General features: G+C 69.2%; 15 protein-coding genes and 3 pseudogenes. 11 read left to right on the forward strand and 7 right to left on the reverse strand.

The genetic code is table 11. The annotated features are described in order from the left end of the window. The first annotated feature begins 298 nt into the window (after positions 1-298). From C6376_RS28645 to C6376_RS43960, 3 genes are all read left to right on the forward strand, one after another. Positions 299-3370, forward strand: coding sequence for a TIGR02680 family protein (locus C6376_RS28645; protein ID WP_254076101.1), 3072 nt, complete (start codon positions 299-301; stop codon positions 3368-3370). Then, the gene (locus tag C6376_RS28650; RefSeq protein WP_319593778.1) at positions 3367-4719 is read left to right on the forward strand and encodes a TIGR02679 family protein; all 1353 of its coding nucleotides are present in this window, start codon (positions 3367-3369) and stop codon (positions 4717-4719) included. The genes C6376_RS28645 and C6376_RS28650 overlap by 4 nt, the downstream gene beginning before the upstream one ends. A gap of 439 nt (positions 4720-5158) precedes the next feature. Beyond that, a complete protein-coding gene (locus C6376_RS43960) occupies positions 5159-5605 on the forward strand; it encodes a hypothetical protein (RefSeq protein ID WP_159083285.1) in 447 nt (148 codons plus the stop codon). Between the two features lie 243 nt (positions 5606-5848). Here the strand turns inward: C6376_RS43960 and C6376_RS28655 are convergent. After that, positions 5849-6325: pseudogene (locus C6376_RS28655) on the reverse strand (transposase); the annotation flags it as partial. A gap of 500 nt (positions 6326-6825) precedes the next feature. On the opposite strand from C6376_RS28655, the pseudogene C6376_RS46485 reads away from it, so the two are divergent. The 3 genes and pseudogenes from C6376_RS46485 to C6376_RS28670 form a co-directional block, all read left to right on the forward strand. Next, a pseudogene (locus C6376_RS46485) lies at positions 6826-7113 on the forward strand (transposase domain-containing protein); the annotation flags it as partial. Between the two features lie 13 nt (positions 7114-7126). Then, on the forward strand, positions 7127-7981 hold the full coding sequence (locus C6376_RS28665) for a transposase (protein ID WP_107446059.1): 855 nt from the start codon (positions 7127-7129) through the stop codon (positions 7979-7981). Positions 7982-8348: 367 nt separating this feature from the next. Further along, the gene (locus C6376_RS28670; protein WP_107446060.1) at positions 8349-10127 is read left to right on the forward strand and encodes a phosphatidylglycerol lysyltransferase domain-containing protein; all 1779 of its coding nucleotides are present in this window, start codon (positions 8349-8351) and stop codon (positions 10125-10127) included. Between the two features lie 36 nt (positions 10128-10163). Here the strand turns inward: C6376_RS28670 and C6376_RS46490 are convergent, their stop codons facing one another. The 5 genes and pseudogenes from C6376_RS46490 to C6376_RS45570 all read right to left on the reverse strand — a co-directional run. Then, positions 10164-10835, reverse strand: a complete 672-nt coding sequence (locus C6376_RS46490; RefSeq protein WP_367881057.1) for an integrase core domain-containing protein — start codon at positions 10833-10835, stop codon at positions 10164-10166. Beyond that, a complete protein-coding gene (locus C6376_RS28685) occupies positions 10753-11175 on the reverse strand; it encodes a DDE-type integrase/transposase/recombinase (RefSeq protein ID WP_254076102.1) in 423 nt (140 codons plus the stop codon). The genes C6376_RS46490 and C6376_RS28685 overlap by 83 nt, the downstream gene beginning before the upstream one ends. 29 nt (positions 11176-11204) lie before the next feature. Beyond that, the gene (locus C6376_RS45565) at positions 11205-11483 is read right to left on the reverse strand and encodes a transposase (RefSeq protein WP_107446062.1); all 279 of its coding nucleotides are present in this window, start codon (positions 11481-11483) and stop codon (positions 11205-11207) included. Between the two features lie 394 nt (positions 11484-11877). Continuing rightward, on the reverse strand, positions 11878-15423 hold the full coding sequence (locus C6376_RS28700) for a S8 family serine peptidase (RefSeq protein WP_159083287.1): 3546 nt from the start codon (positions 15421-15423) through the stop codon (positions 11878-11880). Positions 15424-15781: 358 nt separating this feature from the next. Further along, a pseudogene (locus C6376_RS45570) lies at positions 15782-16102 on the reverse strand (ISL3 family transposase); the annotation flags it as partial. Between the two features lie 482 nt (positions 16103-16584). Here C6376_RS45570 and C6376_RS45575 point away from each other — a divergent pair. From C6376_RS45575 to C6376_RS28725, 5 genes are all read left to right on the forward strand, one after another. Beyond that, positions 16585-17118, forward strand: a complete 534-nt coding sequence (locus C6376_RS45575; RefSeq protein ID WP_254076103.1) for a group II intron maturase-specific domain-containing protein — start codon at positions 16585-16587, stop codon at positions 17116-17118. After that, the gene (locus C6376_RS28710; protein WP_254076104.1) at positions 17115-17684 is read left to right on the forward strand and encodes a TetR/AcrR family transcriptional regulator; all 570 of its coding nucleotides are present in this window, start codon (positions 17115-17117) and stop codon (positions 17682-17684) included. The genes C6376_RS45575 and C6376_RS28710 overlap by 4 nt, the downstream gene beginning before the upstream one ends. A gap of 356 nt (positions 17685-18040) precedes the next feature. After that, positions 18041-18367 carry a hypothetical protein gene (locus C6376_RS28715; RefSeq protein WP_107446064.1) on the forward strand — a complete coding sequence of 109 codons (327 nt, stop codon included), beginning with the start codon at positions 18041-18043 and terminating at the stop codon, positions 18365-18367. A gap of 190 nt (positions 18368-18557) precedes the next feature. Then, complete coding sequence (locus tag C6376_RS28720; RefSeq protein WP_254076105.1) at positions 18558-20366, forward strand: amino acid transporter; 1809 nt, start codon at positions 18558-18560, stop codon at positions 20364-20366. A 319-nt stretch (positions 20367-20685) separates the two neighbouring features. Further along, positions 20686-21129, forward strand: coding sequence for a hypothetical protein (locus C6376_RS28725; protein WP_107446066.1), 444 nt, complete (start codon positions 20686-20688; stop codon positions 21127-21129). Between the two features lie 110 nt (positions 21130-21239). Here C6376_RS28725 and C6376_RS43970 read toward each other — a convergent pair whose 3' ends face one another. Beyond that, complete coding sequence (locus C6376_RS43970) at positions 21240-21455, reverse strand: hypothetical protein (RefSeq protein ID WP_159083288.1); 216 nt, start codon at positions 21453-21455, stop codon at positions 21240-21242. Positions 21456-21637 lie beyond the last annotated feature (182 nt).

The following is a 21637-nucleotide window of genomic DNA, read 5'->3' on the forward strand; positions in this document are numbered from 1 at the left end:
TCTGCAGTGAGTTGGTCTTCGCCGGGACACCGAGTGAGGCGAGGTCAGTGGTGAACGGTGATCTCCCGCTCGAGGATCTTTCCGCTGGGGCGCTTGGCCAGTGCGTCCAGGTAGAAGATGGTCCGCGGGTGCTTGTGCGGTGCCACGCACTCCTTGGCGAACCGGTGTCCGCCGTCGCCTGACCCGGGTCCTCCGCCACCACGGTCTCAGCCTGCTCGTCCGTACCCTCGGTCATCGCTACCACCTCCCTGGCTCAACGCCGTCCCGGCGGCCCCGTCGTGCCGCGCACCTCGTACACGTGCCGACACGACGCGTACAGCGGGCCGCGTCGGTGCGTCACCACTGGTCACGCTGCGCGAGCGAGAGTGCCGCGGCCGCCCGGCTGGACGTCCCCAGGACGGAGGGAGCCCCCGACGCGGTCCTGCGCCGGGAGGCCGACGAGGCGACGGCGAGCAGGCGGCGCGCCGTCGAGCACGTGGCGGAACTCGCCGTGCAGGCCGAGCGGGCCGGGGAGCAGCACCGGGCCGCTCGGCTGCGCGCCGACGAGGCCGACGAGGAGACCGCGCACGCCGAGGAGCGGCTGGCCGAGGCGGAGGAGGCCGTCGCCCGGGCCGGGCGCGCGCTGGTCACGGCCGTGCGGGAACAGCTTTCCGGGTGCGTGGAGCTGCGGGTGCCCGGGCTGCCGGGAATCCTGGACGCCGTACAGGACTGGGCCGGCACTCTGGACGGCCCGATGCCGGCCCGTACGGCAGCGACCGAGGCCCATCGCGCCATCGCGTCGCGCCTCGCCGACCGCGCGGCCGTGCTGGCTCACCGCGAGGAGGCGGTGACGCAGCGGCAGCGACGGGCAGTGGAGGAACTGGCGGCCCTCGAAGCGGGAGGCGAGCGCGGCCCGGCGGAGCCCCGCACACGCACACCCGGTGTACGCGACCGGGGCCCGGGCGCTCCGCTGTGGCGGCTGGTCGACTTCCGCCCGCATGTCACCGAAGCCGACCGCGCGGGAATGGAAGCCGCGCTGGAGGCCTCGGGGCTCCTCGACGCCTGGGTGCGGCCGGACGGCTCCGCGGTCGCGGCGGACGGACACGACGTGCTGCTCGACCCGGTCGGGCTGCTCGGCGGGAGCGGCCTCGACCGCGTGCTGTGCCCGGCGGTCGACCCCGAGGACGCAAGGGCCGCCGCCGTGGGGGAGGAGACGGTCGCGCGCCTGCTCGCGTCGATCGGGCTGGCCGCGGGCGGCGACGGGCCCGGGGGCAGTTTCCCGGAGGCCGGCGGTCACGACACCTGGATCGGTGCGGACGGCCGCTTCCGCGTCGGAGCGCTCACCGGAAGCTGGTCCAAGGACAGCGCGCAGTACGTGGGAGAAGGCGCACGGGAACAGGCGCGTCGCGTCCGGTCCGGAGAACTGCGTTGCGAGATCGACGACTTGACGGCGGAGCGGGAACGGCTGACCGAAGAGGCCCGTACGGTCGACGAGCGCCGCGCCGTGCTGGACGCGGAACTCGACGCACTGGAGGGCGACGACGACCTGAGGCGTGCCCACGCACACGTCCCCGCCGCGGCCGAGACGGTCCGCCGCGCCCGCGCCCGGCGGGACGAACGGGCCGCGGAACTCGCTCCGGCGGCGTTGCGGGCCGAGCGCGCGGCGGCCGAACTCACCGACACGGCGACCGCCCTGAACCTCCCCACCGACCCCACGGCGCTGGGCGCCGTGCGCCAGGCGCTCGCCGACCACACGGCCCTCCTGGCGGCCCTGTGGCCCGCGCTGCGCGAGGGCACGGAGGCCGAGCGCGCGGTGACCGGCGAGCGTGAGGAGACCCGCCGGGCCGAAGTCCTCGTGTCCGAACTCGCCGAGCGCGCCGCGGCGGCGGCCCGGACCGCCGCCGCGGCGGACGCACTCCTGGCGACGCTCCGCTCCACCGTCGGGGCGGCCGTCGCCGAGCTCCAGCGGCAGTTGGAGGAGACATCCGAGGCGGCCCGGGTCTGCGAGGACGAACAGGAGCGGGTGCGGGCGGAGCACGGTGACGCCGAGCGGCGGGCCGGCCGCGCCGAGGGACGCATCGAGCGGCTCGCCGAGGACGTCACCGAGGCGACCGCCGCACGGGAGGAAGCCGTCGCCGCGCTCCAGAGGTTCGCCGCGACGGGACTGCTCGCCGTCGCGCTGCCCGACCTCGCCCTACCGGACGACGACGGAGGGACCTGGTCGGCTACCCCTGCCGTCACCCTCGCGCGGGCCGTGGAGTCCCGGCTCTCCTCGACCGACGACACCGACGCGGCCTGGGAGCGCGTGCAGAAGCGGCTGAGCGAGGAGTTCGGCAGACTCCAGGACGCGCTGTCGCGGCACGGCCACACCGCCACCGCCCGCCCGAGCGAGGACGGCATGCGGGTCGACATCGTCTACCAGGGCCGGGAACGGGCCGTGCCCGAACTCGCCGGGGCACTGGCGGTGGAGGTCGCGGAGCTGACCCGCATCCTGTCCGCACACGAGCGCGAGATCCTCCAGACCCATCTGATCACCGAGGTCGCCGGGACGCTCCAGGAACTGATCGGGGCGGCCGAACGGCAGGTGGCCGCCATGAACAGGGAGCTGGAGGAGCGACCGACCTCCACGGGAATGAGACTGCGGCTGCTGTGGAGGGCGTCCCGCCGTGCCCCGCAGGGACTGGCCCAGGCCCGCGAACGGCTGCGCCAGTCCGCCGACGCGTGGTCGTCCGAGGACCGGGCCGCGGTCGGCGCGTTCCTCCAGGAGCAGATCGCCCACCGGCAGACCGACGACAGCACCGGCAGCTGGCTGGAGGACCTCACCGCCGCTCTCGACTACCGGTCCTGGCACGAGTTCGGCGTCGAACGCCACCAGCACGGCAAGTGGGTGCCGGCCACCGGACCCGCCTCGGGCGGGGAGCGGGTACTGGCCGCGTCCGTGCCCCTGTTCGCCGCCGCGTCCTCGCACTACGCGAGCGCGGGAGGCGCGCACGCCCCGCGCCTGGTCACCCTGGACGAGGCGTTCGCCGGCGTCGACGACGACTCGCGCGCCAAGTGCCTGGGCCTGCTGCGCGCCTTCGACCTCGACGTCGTCATGACCAGCGAACGCGAATGGGCCTGCTACCCCCAGGTGCCGGGCATCGCCATCGCCCAGCTCTCCCGCGTCGACGACATCGACGCCGTACTGGTGACGCGGTGGGAATGGGACGGCAGCGAACGGCGGCGCGGCACGGAGCCCGACACCCGGCCGGACGCGCCCCGGACGGCTGCCGGTGCCGGCGACTTCGGCGAGGAGGCCGACGGGCCGGTGAACTCCTTCGATCCCTTCGGTGAGCCGGGCCGGAACGACGCCGTCGACAGCGCCGACGGACAGGGGGCCCTGTGGGCGTGAACCATTCGGTGACCCCGGCCGACCGCGACGGAGGCGCCGCGACGGCCGGACGCACGTCGCCGCCAAAGGCCATCGCGGACGCGGTGCCGGCCGGGCAGCCACCGGCCGAAACCCGGACCGGCGTCGACGCCGAGCGCCTCGGACGTCTGCTCGGCGATCCCGGCCTCGCCTGGTTCGTGGACCGCGTGCGGCAGCGCATGGCACGCAGCCGGCCGCTCACGGGCTCGGTCACCTTGGCCGACCCCGAGGAATCCCAACGGCGCGCCGCCGACCGCCTGCTGGGACGGGCGCCGCGATCCAGCGGCTCCCTCGGCATTCGCCTCGCCACCGTGGACGAGATCCTGCGTCGCTCCGGTGTCAGCCCCGACGGACTGGCGGCGGCCGTCGTCGCCCTCACCGGCCCGGTCATCCTCCACGCCGAGACACGGAACAGGGAGGAACGGGCCTGGGAGGAGGCGTACGCCCCGCTCGGCACCCTCGACGGGGAGCTGGCCCACTGGGCCGAGCGGATCCGCGGTGACGGTCTCGTACGTCGTCTCGCCCGGACACCGGAGGCCGCGGCTCCCCTGGTGGAGCACGCCGTGCGCGCGTTGCGGGCGCTGCCCGCGTCACCCCCGGCATCGCGGGCGACGTTCGCGGCGCGGACCCTCTCGGGCGCCCATGCCCTGGACGAGGGGACACCGCTCGCCACTCTGGTCCTGTCCGGCATCCGTTGCCTCACCGGCTTCCCCGACGGCTCCGGTGCGCAGTGGCGGCGGGAGGCGTGGGCCTCGGCGGGTCTGCTCAAGGACGACCTGTCATCGACCGTCCTCACCCTCAACCTGCGCGGTTCTCCACCTCTGGACTGGATGGCCGACGCGGGCGATCCGGTGGTGCTGACGCTCCGCTCCCTCACCCGGCGCGCACCGGTTGCCACGGTCGCGACGACGGGAACCGTTCACGTCTGCGAGAACCCGGCAGTGCTGTCTGCTGCCGCTGACACCTTCGGCCCCGCGTGCCCGCCCATGGTGTGTCTGCAGGGGCAACCGTCGGCAGCGGCGCTCACCCTGCTGCGCGACCTGTCCATGAGGGGAGCTCGTTTTCTCTACCACGGCGATTTCGACTGGGGCGGTGTGCGCATCGCCGCAGCACTGGCGCGAAACGTCGCCTGGCGACCGTGGCGCTACACGGCCGCCGACTACCGGGCAGCGGTGACCACGGTGGCCGAAGCGCCGGCCTTGACGGGCCCGCCCGCCGCGACTTCCTGGGACCCTGCCCTGGCCGTCGCCCTCGCCGAGTGCGGTGTCCGGGTCGAGGAGGAAGCGGTGTTGGACGACTTGCTGACGGACCTTGGACCGGGACCCCGCTGAGGCGTATCCCGAGAGCGCGACCGGCGCGGATCCGCCGAGTACCGAGCCATTGGCGAGCAGAGTTCTGTCGTCTTGGGAGTCATGACGCTCGTTCGACGCTCCAGAACGACCAAACGCCAGATCCGGAGGACGTCCGGGAGGGCGGACCGGCGGGTGACTCGACCATCGTCGAGCTCTGCATCAGCTACCTGGGCAAGAAGGTGGACCCCCCCGGTCGGACGTAAAAAAGCATCGAGACCGTGCGCGGGCTGGGGTACCGGTTGTCGAGCTGAGCGCCGGACGGATTTTTCGGTTATTGCCGGAGGAGCTGTTCAACTGCGGCCGTCGACGTCCCGGAGCCGGTCGACTACCGTAGCGAATCGCCCATCCGTCGGGAAAGCTAATCCAGCACTGGTGGACGGCATTTTTGAGGGATCACTTGTCGCGCGAGGGGGCACCAATGAGAATCCGCAAAGCCATTTCCACAGCGGTCGCCGTGACGACCGCCGCCGTTGGCATGATCACCGCAGCCGGCGGCCCGGCCCAGGCCGACTGGGTGCCACCGTTCAGGAAGTGCACATCATTCGATCAGAGTGGATTCAAAGGCGACGTCTGTGTGGATCGGGTCGGCCTTGGACCACAAGAATTCCTCGGCCTGGGTCACATCCAGGCATTCCCCGGCAAATGCGCCAAATTACGGGTCGACGTCGTTGACCCCGACGGCACGGCGGTGCATTCCGTGAACAACATCCCCTGCGCCACCGGGGCGGTCGGTACCGCTCGGTATCTCGCCGAGCTGCACGTGAACGGCAGGGCCTATGCCCGCCTGGTCGGCTTCGACAGCGCAGGAAACACGCTGCTGTCGGTCAACTCCGAGATCATCGTCTCCCCGTTCGACAACCACTGAGGGTCTATACGACCGGGCCTGTCCGGCGGATCATCGGGAGCCTCCGCGACGCGGACCATGAGTGGCTAACCTCGATCGTTCATGAGTCCTCGCCGGTTCGCTGACGGGGACTCCGCGTTTGTGTGGTGCGGTCTTTTCGGGGTTGGGGCAGGGCGAGGGTTCGGCTCTCGCGTCGGATGGGCGCCGGGTTCCACTTCCCCGGTGTGTGGTGATGCGGGTCGTCGGGACGGTCGATGTGGCTGGTCAGCCGGGGTTCGGCAGGGCGTGGAGCCTGACGGTCGCGTGGCTGATGGCGGCGGTCCAGAGCCATCGGGTGGGCAGGCGGAGCCAGCGGCGGCGGCCGGTGTTCACGAGCTGCGCGGGGGCGGAGAGCAGCCGAAGCCGGAGCTTCTCGGGCTCCCAGCGGCGGGCGTCGCCGCTCAGTGCGAGCATCTGCATCCAGGCGAGGAGGTCGAGTGCGAGGGAGACGATCTCCAGCCAGATCCGGTTTTGTGCCGTGTCGTGCAGGGGCGGATTGCGCAGGCCTGTGGCGCGGGCGCCTCGGATGTGGTCCTCGCAGCGGGCCCGCCTGCGGTGACGCAGTTCGAGGTCGGCGAGCTGGCCGCCTTTGGTGTTGGTCGCGAAGCAGGTGAGCCGCAGTCCGTCGAGGTCGGTGAAGCGCAACTGGGTGCCGGGGTGCGGGCGTTCCTTGCGGACGATCAGCCGCATGCCCGTGGGCCAGGTGCTCAGGTCGGGCATGTCGGTGTGCCACGACAACTCGGTCAGGGTGCGATCGCCCTGCAGTTCGGGCACGAGAAGTCCACGTGGCCGCCGGTGCCGGCTTCCAGGGTCAGGACCGGCCGGCGTTTCTGACCCTTCGTGAACCAGGCGATCCGGTCGTAGAAGTGCTCCGCCCCAAGGTCGTCGAAGACGGTCCGCGGAAGTCCCGCCAACTGCGGGGCGGGGACCAGGCCGGTGGAGGTGAACGCCTTGAACAGCGGGTCGTCGGCGCGGTCGATGCTGAAGTCGCCAAGGGCGATGAGGTTGGGCCTTGACCCAAGGCCGGGCAGTCAGCGTATTTCCGCTGGTGGCAAGGGAGTTCGGTGTCGGGTAGGAACGCGGGCAACGGGGCCGTGTTGGTCAGGTGGTCCGCCAAGACTTCCGGCCGTTGAGGAGCCCCATTGCCCACGCGTCATTGTGCCCTGCCACCCGGTCTGGAGAGGGTCACCCGTGAGTTCACCGTGGCCGAGGGCCGGTTCGCGCCCGGTCATCTGGGCGAGTTGACGCAGGTCATACCGTTCGACCTCGTCGATGCCGTTCTGGATGAAACCCGTTGCGTGCAGCGCCGGTTACGGGATCTGCCCTCGCGGGTCGGGGTCTACTTCCCTCTCGCGATGTGCCTGTTCCCGGAAGTCGGCTACCGACTGGTCTGGCACAAGCTGACCGCGGCCCTTACGGGCGTCGGGATCGAGGTCGCCGAGCCAACTGCGAAAGCCTTGCGTGACCTGCGCAGACGGCTCGGTGCAGAACCCATGAAAGCGTGTGTTCGAGACCCTGGCCGGCCCGCTCGCCCAGCCGGTGACTCCCGGAGTGCGGTTCGGGCCGTTGCGGATCGTCTCCTTCGACGGCTGCACCTCGATCAGTCTCCCCGATACCGAGCGCAACGTGGAGTGGTTCGGCCCCGGCAGCCGTGGCGGGTATCCGATGCTGGAACTGATGATCCTGGTGGAGACCGGCACTCGTGCCCTGATCGGCGCCGTGTTCGCCACTCCCAGCGACGGGGAGACCTCCTACGCTCGCAGGCTGCTGCACCACCTGGGCCCCGGCATGCTGGTCCTGCGGGACAAGGGTTTCGACGCCAACGCCTTCCTCGCCGCCGTGCACGACACCGGTGCCAGTTTCCTGGGCCGGCTGCGCGCCAACCGACGCACCCCGGTCCTGAGTCGACTCGCCGATGGCTCCTACCTCTCGGTCATCGGCACCGTCCCGGTACGCGTCGCGGAAGCGCAGATCACCGTGACCTGTGACGACTGCTCGTTCACCAACTCCTACCGGCTGGTCACGACGCTGACCGATGCTCGTCGTCACCCCGCCGCGGCCCTCGTTGCCCTTTACCACCAGCGGTGGGAGCACGAGTCGGCGTATTTCGCTCTGCGTCACACGATCACAGACGGCCGAGTCCTGCGCTCAGGCGACCCGGTCGGGGTCGAGCAGGAGATGTGGGCCCTGCTCGCCCTCTACGGGGCACTTCGGACCGTGATGGTGGAGGCCGCCGAGTCCCGGCCGGGCACCGACCCGGACCGCTGCGGCTTCACCATAGCCATCCCGACCTGCCCACGGTCTCGCACGACGATCGGCACACACCGGCCGCCGACCGGCGCAGACAGCGCGTCCTAAACCTCCTTCACGCAGAACCCAACCGCCAGTGGCACACCCGCGACCTCGCCCGCCACCTCGGCGACATCACCCTCAGCACGATGTACCGACAGCTCGACAGATGGGCCGTAAACGGACTCATCACCAAGACCGGCCCCGCCACCTACAGCAGCGCGAGAACCCGGTCAATCTCCTTGCCACCAGCGGAAATGCGCTAACTACCCGGCCTTGGGTCAAGGCCCGCACTCGGGCAATCCAGCTCCAGGGCGATTCCGAGGAACCCCCTCGCGAACAAAGCAGTCCTACTGCAGAGGGACATGTGTCCTGGGGCGCCGACGCCCGGATTCCACGGCCACCAGACCGGAACAATCTCTGAGAGGCTTCATAGATGAGCAGCACTGTCAAGCCCACGTCAGGTGCCAGGGAGGGCACCGTCACGGGAGGTCGGCAACAGCCACGACGGCCACGCAGGGGAACGCCGCTGTCCGTGCGAAGCGCCACGGTACCGATCTGGTACCTGCGGCTCGTCGGGGCGGGGAACCTGCTGACCGCCGTGTCGTTCACCTTGCGAGAGAAGGTACAGGAACACAACAGCGGTGAGCTCTTCACCCCGTTCATGCTCTTCGCGGGCTTCAGCTCAGCGGCCGCGGCACTGTTCGTGGCCATGATGCTGAGCCGCCGCAAGCGGATCGCGTGGACCGTCTTCATGCTGCTGTGCGGTGGGTACACCGTGCTGTCGGTGTTGGCACTGACCCTGGACAGGTATCGGCATCCGTTCAACTGGGCCTCGTTGTCGGTCACCCTGGTGGTGCTGACCTTTGCGATGCTGGGACGCCGGGAGTTCTACGCCAAGGGTGACCGGACCAACCCTCAGCTGGCGCTCGCGGTGCTGGGCGTCGGCGCCCTGGTCTCGGTGCTGGTCGGCACCACGCTGGTGACCGCCGCCGGCCCCAACCAAGCCAGCGTCGGCGACCGCGTGTGGTACGTGGCGGTGCGACTCGCCACCCTCAACAGGGACCCCGACTTCAGCACGCTGCACGTCTCCCGTTGGGTGAGCGTGGGCATCAACCTCTCCGGATTGGTGCTCTTCCTGACCGTGCTCTACGCGCTCTTCCGCTCACCGCGCGACCGCGAGCTCCTCGGCCGCGACGACGAGGACCGGCTGCGGGCGCTGTTGGACGACCACGGTGCGCACGACTCGCTGGGGTACTTCGCCCTGCGCCGCGACAAGTCGGCGATCTTCTCGCCGTCCGGAAAGGCGGCCATCGCCTACCGAGTTGTCGGGGGAGTCTCGCTGGCCTCCGGGGATCCGATCGGTGATGTGGAGGCCTGGCCTGGGGCGATCGGCGCCTGGCTGGCGGAAGCCCGTGAGCACGCCTGGATCCCGGCGGTGCTGGCCGCGAGCGAGGAGGCGGCGAAGGTCTACTCCCGGCACGGCCTGGACGCCCTGGAACTAGGAGACGAGGCCGTCGTGGAACCCACCGAGTTCACCTTGGAGGGCCGCGCGATGCGTGGCATACGCCAGGCGTACAACCGCGTCAAACGAGCTGGTTACACCACCCGGGTCCGGCAGCACTCCGAGATCCCGCCGGAGGAGATGGCCGAGCTGATCGAGGCGGCAGACCGCTGGCGTGACGGACAGACCGAGCGCGGCTTCTCCACCGCGCTCGGCCGCCTCGGCGACCCCGCCGACGGCCAGTGTGTGATGCTGGAGTGTTTCGACGCGGACGGTGAGCGGCGCGCACTGCTGAGCTTCGTCCCGTGGGGACCTAAGGGACTCTCCCTGGACCTGATGCGCCGGGACCGGGCGTCGGACAACGGTCTGATGGAATTCATGGTGCTCGACCTGATCGAGCACTCCAGGACGGCTGGTGTGGAGCGGCTCTCGCTGAACTTCGCGATGTTCCGGTCGGTCTTCGAAGAGGGTGCGCGACTCGGTGCTGGGCCCGTCCTGCGGATATGGCGGTCGGCGCTGTTGTTCTTCTCCCGTTGGTGGCAGCTGGAGTCGCTGTACCGGGCCAACGCCAAATACCGCCCGATCTGGGAGCCCCGCTTCGTGCTCTTCGAAAAGAGCGCACACTTGGTCCGTATCGGTCTGGCCAGTGGACGCGCGGAGGGATTCATCAACACGCCGGCGCCCCTCGCTCGACTGCGCAGGGACGGCTGACACCTCCGGCACCACTCGCCACCGCCGCCGACGCTCTCATGAACCGGCTCTCCGAACCGGAGCGGTCGGACACCCGGCTGACGTACGGGCGAGCAGAAGCACCACGTCCACCTCAGCCACGCCTTCACCACCCTCGCAGACACTCGCCACGCCCACGTCAGCCAAGAGCGTGCCCTGGAGCTGTCCGTGCCGACCAGCACCATGACGCGCACCCTGCTGAACATCGACGCGGCGGCGTGTTCCCAAGCACGACGGCGACAGCGAGCAGGCGTGCCGCCGCGCGGTCGACGCCCTGACAGCGCTGCCTGCGGAACCGCACCGGCCTGGTCCGCCGCCGCGCCCAGGACCTATTCGACCCAATCGCTTCGCGAGTGAGCTGAACCGGGTTTCGTAGAGGCCGATCTTGTGTGTTTCAGGCGGCGTTCGGTGTCGCCTGGGAACGGTAGTGCTGGGCCTCGAATTCCTCGGGTGGGGGTAGTCGAGGGTGGAGTGGAGCCGTTCGGTGTTGTACCAGCCGACCCACTGGACGACGGCGCGTTCGACCTGGTCAGCGTCCCGCCAGGGCCCGTGGTGCTCGATCAGCTCGGCCTTGAAGGAGCCGTTCAGGGCCTCGGCCACGGCGTTGTCATACGAGTCCGCGACGGAGCCGACCGAGGCTGCGGCGCCCACGTCCGAGATCAGGGTGTTGCGACGACCAGTTGAATTCACCTTGACTCCCCCTGTCGCTGTGATGAATCAGGCCGGAGCCATTCTTGATGCCGCGCCGCCACAGCGCCATCTCCAGGGCGTCCAGCGGGAGATCGGTGCGCATGTGGATGGCAAGTTGCCATCCGACGATCATCCGTGAGTACACGTCGAGGACGAAGGCGACATGGACCCAGCCGGACCAGGTCCGTATATAGGTCAGGTCGGCGACCCACAGCTGGTTGGGCCGGCCGCGACGAAGCGCCGGTTGACCAGGTCCGGCGGGTGCGGGGCGGCTGGCTCGGGAACGGTTGGTGCGGCGTTGCTGCCCGCTGATCACGCCCTTGAGGCTGTCCTCGCGCATCAGCCGTTCGACCGTGCAGCGGGCCGTGATCACACCCTCACGCCGCAGCTGGCGGTGGATCCGCCGGGCTCTGTAGACCGCAACTCGGCTTTTTCCTTGCGGAGTTGGGCGAGTTCGCTTTTCTCGGCGGTGGTCAGCAGATCGGGCCGGTCGCCCTGGTCGGCCTCGGCCTGGCGGACCCAAAGCCGCAGGGATTCCCTGTGGATGCCCAGATCCCGGGCGACATGCGCGACCGGACGGCCTGAGGTCCTCACCTCGCGGACGGCTCGCTCACGCAACTCGTCGGGGTACTTCCGTGGTGCAGGCATCGGACCTGTGTTCTCCCATCCGCCAAGACGATCGCGCCTGGCTTCAGGGCCTCCACAAAATCCAGTTCAGCCCAGTCCCGCTGTACAGGTGGACGCTGGGAGTCAGGTGATCTTCCGGCAGTTGCACCACGGTGCTCTTGCCCGCTCTGGGCGGCCCGGTCAGGATGATCACCTGACCGCGGTGAGGGGACTTCCAAGAGAGGGGCGGCTGGCTCCTTCCGCCACTGTGACACGCTCGACCAGCACACCCCTTTCGCATGTGGCTCCCGCAGGGACAAGGGGCACCGAGTGGGCGCCGGTGATCGCGTGCGGCTGTCGGCGCCGCAGGTGACCTTGATGCCGAACGAGGCCCGGATCAGAGGATCCGGGCCTCGGCGACCTGCGAGTGTTCAGGTCACCTGACGGTGCGGTAGGCGTTGATCATTGCTTGGTTGACGGTGTTGCCCCTGGTGTCCGTGGCTGTGGCCTTGAACGAGACGGAGCCGGGAGTCCGGGGCTGGGCGAGGGTCACGGAGCGCTTGCCGTTCGCTGTTGTGCGGACCGGTGTGTTCTTCCAGGTACGGCCGCCGTCGTACGACACCTTCACGGTCAGCGACCGCAGGGCGCCACGGGCGGCCGCCGCGCCCGAGACCGTCACCGGGACGGTGATCCGGGTGCCCGCCTTCGTGGTGCTGTCCAGGCTGAGCTTCGGGGTGAAGCGGACCGCGGACAGCGGCATGGTGCCGATCTCGGTGCTGGGGACGGGCCGCAGGGTGAAGTCCCAGACCGCGGACATCCGGGTGCCGACGCGGTAGGTCGCGGCGGGGCGGGAGGCGTCGATGCTGAGCCGGTAGCGGGCCGTCGGGCTGTTCTTCAGCCCGGTTGCCTGGAGGATCTCGCAGATGTCGAGCTTCTTGTCGACGAGTGTGGTGCCGCCCGCGGTGAACCGGGTGCGGTAGGCGGCTTCCCCTGCGCCGGGAAAGCCCGTGTGGCCGGGGCCGTCGGAGAACATCGGCACGCAGATGGAGTAGTCGCCTCCCAGGTACTTGCCTCCCCAGTCCCCGTCGCCGCCCGGGCCGAACACGCCGGTGTTGTACGTCTGCTGGTAGGTACGGCCCGGCTGGTAGCGGCGGTCGGTACCGTAAAGGGCGCCCAGGTCCGGGCGGGCGGCGGATCCGAGGGCCATGCCCAGGTTCCAGCGCAGGCCGTCGGCCGTGGACACGTACTGGACGCCGGAGCTGTACGGCGCCTTCCGTGCGGCCCCGTCGAGGGCTGAGACCACTCTGCCCAGTATGTCCCAGCCGGGCACGGACCAGGAGGCGTTCGGGGTGGCGCGGGTACTCGCGGCGACCGAGCCGGTGGCCGTGACGACCTTGGAGAGCCCGCGCGCCGGGACGCTGCGCTTCAGGCCGGTGAACATGGTGCCCTTGCGGGTGACGACCAGGTTGTACTGCGGGTCTTTGGCGTCGCGCTGCCAGATCCCGCCGTACTGGGCGATGAAGCCGGCGGCCGGAGCGGCGGGCCCGGCCTGGGCCAGGTAGAAGCGGTCGCTGTCGGTGTCAACGGAGCCGGCATAGTCGTACGCGGGATCGGCGCCGCGGGCGGCGATGACCGTCTGCGCGGCCCGGAGCTTGGCCCGGGTGTCGGGCGCGGTGACGTGGACGGGCCTGGCGGTGCGGGCGTCCAGTGTGAGGGTCTGGTCTCGGTTCATCACCAGACCAGGCGTGACCAGCCAGGACAGCTCGTCGCGGCCCCCGGTGGTGCTCTCGATCCGGGTGTCCAGCAGGTAGCGGCCCTTGGGCAGGCGGACGGTGACCCGGCCGTCGCCGTCCTTGTCGCCGGAGTCGTACGGGCGGTACATCCGGCCGCTGTTCAGGCCGGCGATGGCCAGGTCGGTGCCCGAGGCGGGCTTTCCGTCGCGGCCGGTGGCCTTCAGGGTGAGGTCGTACGACTCCACCTCGCGCACGACGCCGACGGCGCTGCGGACTGTCTGGCCGCCGCCGGTCGCGGTGACGGCAGCCGACCAGGCTCCGTCGGCCAGGCCGTCCGCGTGCGTGTCGGCGGTGACGGTGGCCTCGGCCGTGCCGCCCGCCGGAATGGTCAGCCGCGCGGGCGAGACCGTGAACACCTCTGCGGCCGGGGCGGCCTTGCCGCGTGGGTCGACCTGGTCGGCGAGGGCGAGGTCGAGAGTGACCGGCCTGTCGCCGGAGTTGCGGTAGGTGAGGGTGCGGCTGACCGGCCGGTCGTCGGCATGCGGCCACTGCTGTGTGCCGAGGTCGACAGAGGCAGGGGCGGCACTCACCGTCTGGTTGATCGCCCGGCCGAGGTCGACCCGGCCGGCGCCGACCGTGTAGGCGCTCTGCCCGGACAGCGGCTTGGCGGAGGCCAGCAGGGCCGACTTGATCCGCTGCCCCGTCCAGTCGCGGTGTTGCTGGGCCAGGATCGCGGCGGCGCCGGCCGTCGCCGGGGTGGCCATCGAGGTGCCGGACATCGAGACATAGCCCGGGCCCGCGGGGTCGCCATCGCTGCCGTGGGCCGCCTTGGCGGCGACGATACCCACGCCGGGCGCGGAGAGGTCGGGCTTCAGGGCGCTCTCCGCAGTCGGGCCCCGGCTGGAGAAGCCGGCGGGCTTGTCGTCGCGGTCGACGGCGGCCACAGTGAGCGCCTGCTCGGCGGAGCCGGGGGAACCGACGGTTCCGTCGGTGGGGCCTTCGTTGCCCGCGGCGATGGCGAACAAGGTGCCGGAGGACTTCGACAGGTCGTTCACCGCCTGCTCGATCGGGTCGTCGCCCGTGAAGTCCGTACTGCCCAGGCTCATGTTGACGATCTTCGCCTTCTGCTGCACCGCCCACTGCATGCCGGCGAGGATGCCGGAGTCCTCGCCGTATCCGGCGTCGAACACCTTCCCTACCAGCAGCCGGGCGCCCGGCGCGACGCCGACGTGCTTGCCGCCGCTCCGGGCACCGGACCCGGCGATGGTGGAGGCCACGTGCGTGCCGTGTCCGACCTTGTCGTCCGTGCTGCCGCTGCCGGAGAAGTCCTTCGCAGCGGCGATACGGCCCTTCACGTCGGGGTGGGTGGCGTCGATACCGGTGTCCAGTACCGCGACATCGACGCCCTTGCCGTCGTAACCGGCCTTCCACGCGACCGGGGCGCCGATCTGCACCGGGCCGCCCTTCGGGTCCGGGGTGCCCTGGGGCGCCGAAGTGGCCTTCACCGCCGGGGTGTCGGCCGCCGTCGTCGTCCGCCCACTGTCCGTGCGCAGGTTTCTACGGGCGTCGAGCCAGATCCGGTCGACTCCGGGTGCGGTCGTCAGGTCGTCGGCCGGCCCGGCGAGCGGGTCGGTCAGTGCCTTGAAGACCCGACCGGCTCCGGGTTTGGACGCGGTCATCGACTCCCCGCGGATCACGGGCAGTTGCCGCCGCACGTCGGCGTCGGCGCTCCGCACCGCCCGCCGGGCGCTCTGCTGGGCGCCGCCCTTCTCGTACGACACGATCAGCGGCACGTTCCGCCGGTGCGCGTCGTCGTAGTCGGCCGCCGCGAGCCCCGTCACATCGAACAGCCGCCGGTCCAGGCGCCCGTCGGCAAGCAACCGGCTCACGTCGGCCGGTATCACGTACGTGTGCCCCGCGAAGTGCTGTATGGACAGCGGCACCCCGCCCCGTCCGGCACCCCGGGTCACCTTCGTGACCCGCCCCTTCGCATCCAGACCCACCGTGTCCCCGGTGATGAGCGTGATCTGCTCCACGGTCCGGCCCGCGCCGGCCCGCTCTCCCTCCAGGGCCGCCGGCACCGCACCGGCCCGACCGCTCTGTGCCGACGGTGCGGCGGCCGCCGGCAACGCCCCGGCGACTAAACCGATCAGCGTCAGGGAAGCGGCGCCCGCGAGCGCCGCCTTCTGCCTTCCGCTTCCTCGCGCGACCCCCTTTCGGACGTCGTTCTCCCTGCGTGGTTTCCTCATGCGTACGCCCTCCCAAGTGCCCGTGCAGTCACGGGACATGAACGAAAATCAAACGGTCACAGCCCGTGCTGCCCGGCCGCCCGAAGCGACTCTCGTCTCGTAAATGACCGACCGACTCCCCCGAACGGCCACACCTCTCGGCCCCGCGAAGGCCCGCCTCATCCGATCGGCCATTTCCGCGACACTTCGGAACGCGAGTTGGCCCGGCGTCGTCTCAGCTGAGTGCGGCCCCATGACAGGGCACGTGGCCCATGACGACGGCCGGGCACCCGTACGGGACGACGGCACTGCCGCGCCTGGCTCGGGTCTGTACGGTGAGCGGCTCTGTCACGTAATCGGTGGTAGCCCTGCGTGGTGATCACTGGAGGAGGAGGCGGTGGCGGAGCAGGGGCAACCCGGCTCGGCCGTGCATATGCCTCATGATCAGCTTGGTTCGCGATTGACGCCCTCGGTGCGTCCGTTGTGGTCTAGGAGCGTGGGACCGGCGTCAACGGCGGCGCAAACTGAGGTGATCCAGTCGGTGAGCTTGGCGTCGTTGCCTTCTGCTGGGGGCCAGTAGCTGAGTGAACTCAACGATGCGGCGGGCGAGTTCGGCCATCTCGGGGCAGGCTCTGGCGAGTTCCCGCAGCAGGGCGGTGTCGTTCTCGCGCAGGTTCTCGGGACGAGTGAGCAGGAGGCGGGCGAAGCGCTACGGGGGCCTTGGCCCTCCAAGCCGCTGGCCACGACAGCACCGAGGCCCTGTAGCGATTGGCGATGATGTGCGAGGAGGCCGGGGATCGGGAGGGCGCAGGAGTTTTGGCACGCATGGCCGCCAATCACGGCAAAGCCCACGCCCTGCACGGACTTCCCAAGCTTCCCAATGCCCTGTGGCCATGTGAAGACGGGAACCGTTCCGGTCCTGACCTGCGGCAATGTCTCCAGCGAGGCCGCAGGCGGGGCCCACCGTCGGCCGAACGGTCCGGGACGGGGCGGAGCCGCCGTAGTGCTCCGAGCCGGGGAGAGCCCGGCACATGGGGAAGGGCGGCAGCGGAATCGAGAGGGGAAGGAGACTGCAATGCCGAAAGACGCGCCGCTGAACAGCGGTGCACCAGGGGCCCCGATGGGGTCTCGCCAGCGGGTATCGGGGATGCAGGCCAAACGCTGCGCGAGGACATAACCGACGTGCTGCAACCGCTCGGTCTTCGTCTCTCCGAGGCGAAGACGCAGGTGGTGCACATGTCTGACGGGTTCGACTTCTTGGGGTTTCGCATCCAGTGGCGCCGCAAGCGGGGAACGGACAAGTGGCACGTCTACACCTTCATCGCTGACCGGCCCATCCGGCAGCTGAAGGACAAGATCCGTGCCCTGACGAACAGAACGTCGCAGCAGAACCCCAGGGACGTGCTGATCAGGCTCAACCAGATCATGCGCGGCTGGGCCAACTACTTCAAGCACGCGGTCTGCGAAACGGACCGGTGGCAACACCGGCACCGCGCTCCGTGCCGACTCAACAGGCACCGCCGCGCCGCCGAACACCACCAACACGCCCTAACCAAGATCGACTGCATCAACCAGCGGGACAGCATCTTGACGAATGCGGGCGATTTGCTCGGTTTTGCTGCATCACCCCCCGGGGTGACCAGTGGAGGGGATGAGCTACGCTTCTATTGCTGGACAAAAGTCCAGGATGTTTTCCCTCGCGGAGAAGACTCATGACCCCGTACCGCACCCCACTCCCCATGGACGGCCGCCGCGCGCGCGGACAGGAGTCGCGCCGCCGGTTGCTGGAAGCTACGCTCCGGGTCATCGCCCGTGAGGGGCCCGCCGCGGTGACACACCGGGCCGTGGCGGCGGAGGCGGACGTGACGAAGTCGCTGGCCACCTACCACTTCGCGACGGTCGATGAACTCCTCACCGCTGCGCTCGTCGAGAGTGCGGAGTTCTATGCGCGACAACTGGCGGAGGATCTTCCCTCGGACTGCTCGCTGGGTGAACTGGCTCAGCACCTGACCGACGCCTTCAACGGGCATCGGGCCGAGTGGCTGGGCGCGTACGAGCTGTTCCTGCACGCGGCGCGGTCCCCCGTGCTACGGGAGGCCGCTCGGATGTGGGTCGACTGGGGCAGGGGCTTGGCCCGCCGATACACGGATGATCCCGTCGCAGTCGACTGCTTCGTGTCCGCTTTGGACGGCTTCGCCATGCACGCGTTGCTGTCAGACGAGCCACTCGACGTAGAGCGACTCGCGGGGATCTTCACGTATCTCCTTCCTGAACCTTCGTAGGCGGCTTCGCTACGCGGTCTCGCCGCCTCAGCCTCCTGTCCATCCCCCCACTGTGCGAACCCGCGGCACCGCTCGCTTCACCGCCGCGGGTTCGCACATCCTCACGGATCAGGAAAGACCAAGGGACATGCAACCCCTCATTGATCGCGCTCGTCCGTGCCGTCGGGGCAATGTCGATCTGGCCAGGCCCGTCCATGGCCGGTCCCCACAAGCTTGAGGGGCACCACGCCTGCTCCCTACCACTCCTGTCTGGATGCCCCATCGCGCCGCCAAGCAGTGCGCTTCCTTCAACGCCGTCCACGGTTGTTCCGTTCGGCTTACCCCTACCCCCCGACCTCCGCGAGAAGGAGCACAACATGGCGGACATCTGGGTATTCGGCCAGGATCTGCGCCGGCCCGGCGAGACAACGCTCGTGCGTGCCGACGCCCTCACCCGAATCTACGCCTCCGGCGAAATGGTGACAGTTGCGGGGCTGGAGTCGGACGAAAGGATCGCACTGGCCCACCGGCGCGCGGTGCAGGGTGAGTTCCTGCCTCCCGGCTTCCACCTGAACCTTGTCGCGGCGCTGAGCAAAGCCCGAATTGAGGCGGCCAGCGGTCATGAAGACCTGGTCCTCCTTGCCGCCGCGGACGACGAAGGCCAGTGGCACTGGGGCATCCACACCGTTTCTGAGCTGTGCTGAAACGCACCGAGTCTTACTGAGACCACTGGAGTACCTGGTGTCCACCACCGCCCCTTCCCGACCGGACCCTTCCGCGCAGGGGCGCCTGCGTGCCTGGATACTGCAGGGCCTGCCCGACAGAGCACGACAGCAGCCGACACCGGGCGACGACCTGAAGCAGGCCCCCAGGGGACAGCGGTGGTGGCGGGTCATGTGTCTCACTGGTGTGGACTACTTTTCCACGCTGGGTTTCCAGCCCGGGACGGCAGCGCTCGCGGCGGGACTGATGTCACCGGTGGCGACCGTCGTCCTGGTCCTTGTTACGTTGGCGGGCGCCCTCCCGGTGTACCGACGTGTGGCGCAAGAGAGCCCCCACGGTCAGGGATCGTTCGCCATGCTGGAACGGCTGCTGTCGTCCTGGCCGGGCAAGTTGTTCATCCTGGTGCTGTTGGGGTTCGCCGCCACCGACTTCATCATCACCATCACGATGTCGGCGGCCGACGCTTCGACCCACCTGATCGAGAACCCCCACTTCAATGGCTGGCTGCACGGCCATCAACTTCCCGTCACTCTGATCATGGTGGTGCTCCTGGGAGTGGTGTTCCTCAATGGCTTCCAGGAGGCGATAGGTGTCGCTGTTGTCCTGGTCGGCGTCTTTCTGACACTGAACCTCGTCCTCGCGTTCGTGGGGTTGTGGCACGTGGTCTCCGAACCCCACGTAGTCACGGACTGGTCGCAGGCGCTCACCGCTGAACACTCGAACCCGCTAGCCATTGTGGGCATCTCGCTGCTCGTCTTCCCCAAACTGGCCCTGGGACTGTCCGGCTTCGAGACCGGCGTCATGGTGATGCCGCACATCCGCAACGAGCACGGTGACATACAGCAGTCACCGGCCGGCCGCATCCGCGGCACGAAGAAACTGCTGACCACGGTCGCACTCATCATGAGTGGATTCCTGATCACCAGCAGCTTTCTCACCACACTGCTGATCCCGCAAGCAGAGTTCGAGGTCGGGGGAGAGGCGCGGGGACGGGCACTGGCCTATCTGGCCCATGAGTATCTCGGGTCGGCCTTCGGAACGGCCTACGATCTCGCCACCATCCTGATCCTCTGGTTCGCCGGCGCCTCGGCGATGGCCGGGCTGCTCAGCCTGCTGCCTCGCTACCTTCCCCGCTACGGCATGGCCCCGCACTGGGCGCGTGCGGTACGCCCGATGGTGCTGGTCCTCACCCTCGTTGCCGTCCTCATCACGTGGATCTTCGACGCCGACGTACAGGCGCAGTCCAGCGCGTACGCCACCGGCGTGCTGGTCTTGGTCACCTCGGCAGCCGTCGCCGTGACCATCGCCGCCCGCCGCGCCCGCCAACGTGGCCGAACCCTCACCTTCGGCGTCATCTCGGCGGTCTTCGCTTATACGACGGTGGTGAACGTGGTGGAGCGGCCCGACGGTGTGAAAATCGCCGCATGCTTCGTCATCGGCATTGTCATCGTCTCCCTCCTGTCCCGCTGCTTCCGAGCCTTCGAACTGAGGGTGACCGGTGTGGTTCTGGACCCGGCGGCGGACCGTTTCCTGTGTGACATGGCCGACCGGCGGATCCGCCTGGTCGCACATGATGGCGAACATCGAGACGCCACAGAGTACGACGCCAAGCTCCGACACCTGCGCACTGACAACGACCTGGCCGACGGCCACGACGTGGTCTTCGTCGAGGTCACGGTCCGTGACCCGTCGGACTTCGAGAGCGAGGTTCACGTACGAGGTCTGCACGTCCACGGCCATCTGGTCCTGACCCTGGAGAGCGCCGCCGTCGCCAACGCGCTGGCCGCACTGCTGCTCCATGTACGCGATGCCACCGGAGAGATACCGCACATCTACTTCGAGTGGACCGAAGGCAGCCCGCTCGGCCACCTCCTCAAGTTCCTGCTTCTGGGCCGGGGAGATATCGCCCCCATCACCCGGGAGATCCTCCGCGCGTCCGAACCGGACCGTACCCGCCGCCCCCGCGTCCACGTCGGCTGACACCTGCACGCTTCCAGGGCTCCAGGCGCTCTCACCAGGGGACTTCCGCTATTCGGCGGGGGCGGCCCGAGGCTGGTGGAGAGGAGCTGACCAGATGAATTACGAAGCTGGAGTTATGACACAGCACGCAGTTGGCAAGTGGCCCGATGTCGGACGAAGGCTGACAGGGGGTGCGAGGTGAGTGGATGGAGGGAGGTAGTGTTCCTCGTCACCGCAGTGGCGGGCGTGATCCTGGCCGTGGTCCGACCGGATCTGTGCTCGGTTGTCGTGCACCGCGTGGTCACGGGCCTGTCCCACCTCGCGCGCTGAGGCGAGCCCGATGAAGATCACGTTCTTGGTCCATGATGCGTACAGTGCGGACAATACCGCCGTGACCACGGCTGCGCTCGCTTCAGCACCTGCCAAGCGCCACAAGGTGGAGATCGTCTCCTACTTTCGGATCACCGCCTTGCCGCAGCTGCCCATGCCTGGTGTCACCCTGAGCCCCCTGACTGATCTTCGCCCTCTTTCCCGGGACGATCCACTCCGAACGGTCCCGTCACCCCCGAATGTCCTGGGCGACACCAGACTCTTCGCATATTTGCGTGACACCGACGCGGACGTGGTGATTGCGACCAGCCCAAATCTGGTCCGCTTCCTGGCCGCGCATGCTCGTCCCGGCTACTTGTACATCGGCCAGGATCACTTACTGCGCGGACTTCACAAGCACGGGACGCTTAGCCTCAATACCAGTGACTTAACCTCGATCTTTCGTGAGGTGTAGCGGTTCGAGCGGGCAGATCGTTCTTCAAAGGAGCGAGACGGCAATTCTGAACCGCAGTCGGAGGTGGCGGCACGGGAGCCTAATCGGTTTCCGCGCCGCCACCTTGTTCGTCAGCGGCGCCGGTCGGTTCCCATGGCCGACCGGGCGTCCCGAACGAATTGCCATGCGCGCCCGGCGCTGAAGCCCGCAAGGACAAGATTGATAGCGATCAGAACCTGCATCTGTACCCCTTTTCCATGCTCTTGCCGGGCGATTGCCCCGCTGAAATCAAAAGTACGGAGGGCCTTCGCTGGTAAATAGGGGTTGCCGCTCGGCTTGGCGCTCATCTCGGTTCTTGGCCCGAGCGTCAAGTCGAGCGGCAAGTCCTGGACCGGTCCGCGGCGATTTCTTACCCGCCCGACAGGGAGAAGCCCGGGAAGGGCGTTCGGTCTCCGGCGGGTCGGGCGCAGCGCATTGTCGAGTGACCTGGTGCGCAAGGGGTGGTGCAGGAGGCCGCGGAGCGATCGGG

The organism is Streptomyces sp. P3 (assembly GCF_003032475.1).
GTDB lineage: Bacteria > Actinomycetota > Actinomycetes > Streptomycetales > Streptomycetaceae > Streptomyces.